Raw genomic sequence first — 1,650 nt, 5'->3', positions numbered from 1 at the left:
AGATGTGTATAAAGGACAGCCCGGCTCCCGCTCCCCCGCCCTCCCCGGCGGCTGCGACAGCGGTACCTGCCCGACTGGTTAGGCTCTGCCCGTGCCCGCAGTGAACGACGAACCCAGCGCAGAGCCCGGCCCCGAGCCCCCCGTGGCGGAGCCACCGGCCGCCGACGACGACGGGGCACCCGACGGCCCCCGGGGCGGCTCCGCCAAGTCCGAACAGACCCGCGCGCTCATCCTGGAGACCGCGCTGCGGCTCTTCCAGGAGCGCGGGTACGACAAGACGACGATGCGGGCGATCGCCAAGGAGGCCGGGGTCTCCGTCGGCAACGCGTACTACTACTTCGCCGGCAAGGAGCACCTGATCCAGGGGTTCTACGACCGGATCGGCGCGGAGCACCGGGCGGCGGTGCGGCCGGTGCTGGAGCGGGAGACGGATCTGCAGGCGCGGATCGCCGGGGTCCTGACGACCTGGCTGGACGTGGCGGAGCCGTACCACGAGTTCGCGGCGCAGTTCTTCAAGAACGCGGCCGACCCGGACAGCCCCCTCAGCCCGTTCTCCCCGGAGTCGGCGGGGGCGCGCGAGGAGTCCATCGCGGTCCACCGCCAGGTCCTCGCCGGCGCGAAGGCGAAGGTTCCGGAGGAACTCCGCGAGGTCCTGCCCGAGTTGATGTGGCTCTCGCAGATGGGTCTCGTCCTCTACTGGGTCTTCGACCGCACGGAGGGCCGCGAACGCAGCTACCGCCTCGCGGAACGAGGGGCCCGTCTGACGACCAGAGGGGTCTCCCTGGCCCGCTTCCGGGTCCTGCGCCCCCTCGTCCACGAGGTCCACGAACTGTTCACGGACTTCCTGCCGGGGATGACGAAGGTGCTGCCGGATCCGGGGGGCAACAGAAAACTCGGATGATCACTTTCGGGTGAATGGGGTCGAACGGGACCTCTGGCCTCGCTCCTGCCTACGATGATGGCCTCGACCCCAGCCCACAGGAGGCACGCGATGTCCGCAGCATCCGTCGAGCGGCCCCACGGCAACCGTCCGCTGATCGCGGAGGCGAACCGGATCGTGGACCGGCTCCCGGGGTACCGCGTCGAGATCATCGGAGGCACGATCGTTGTGACGCCGCCCCCCAACGTCGGTCACGCCCGCGCGTTGTCCAGGTTGCGGACCCCCTTCACCGCCGCGGGCCTGGACGGCGGTGAAACCGAGGTACTCGAGGGTGTGGGGGTCTGGCTGCCGAACGGAGCCGAGGACTATGCGATTCCCGATCTCGCGGTCGTCGACGCCGACATCGACGACCACCTCATCGAGAACAACTGCTACGACCCGATCGCCTTCCGTCTCGTACTGGAGGTCACCTCCAGCAACTACGAGAACGACCTTCGTGGCAAGGTCGGCGCCTACGCCCAGGCGAAGATCCCGGTGTACGTCATCATCAACCGCCAGCACCAGCGCGTGCACGTGCTCACCGAGCCGACCGGGGGCGAGTACCAGACCCACCGTATCCACGCCCCCGGCGAAACCGTCACGCTGCCCAAGTCGATCGGCGCCGAAGTCACCCTGGACGTCGACCTGATCCTCCAGGCCGGGCAGACGAAGGTCAGCTGACCGCGTCCACCTCCCCCTCCGCCACCCCCGCCAGCTCCACGTCGTACACC

2 protein-coding genes are annotated in these 1,650 nt (G+C 69.2%); both read left to right on the top strand.

Annotated elements, in window-relative coordinates; genetic code table 11:
• Nucleotides 1-142 precede the first annotated feature (142 nt).
• Nucleotides 143-901 carry a TetR family transcriptional regulator gene (locus AOK15_RS39580; RefSeq protein ID WP_055523886.1) on the top strand — a complete coding sequence of 253 codons (759 nt, stop codon included), beginning with the start codon at nt 143-145 and terminating at the stop codon, nt 899-901.
• A 90-nt stretch (nt 902-991) separates the two neighbouring features.
• Complete coding sequence (locus AOK15_RS39575; RefSeq protein ID WP_055523884.1) at nt 992-1,600, top strand: Uma2 family endonuclease; 609 nt, start codon at nt 992-994, stop codon at nt 1,598-1,600.
• Nucleotides 1,601-1,650 lie beyond the last annotated feature (50 nt).

The organism is Streptomyces ossamyceticus (assembly GCF_001418475.1).
GTDB classification, from domain to species: Bacteria; Actinomycetota; Actinomycetes; order Streptomycetales; family Streptomycetaceae; genus Streptomyces; species Streptomyces ossamyceticus.
Note: the sequence above shows the minus strand (reverse complement) of the source record. Positions and strands in the feature narration are given on the sequence as shown.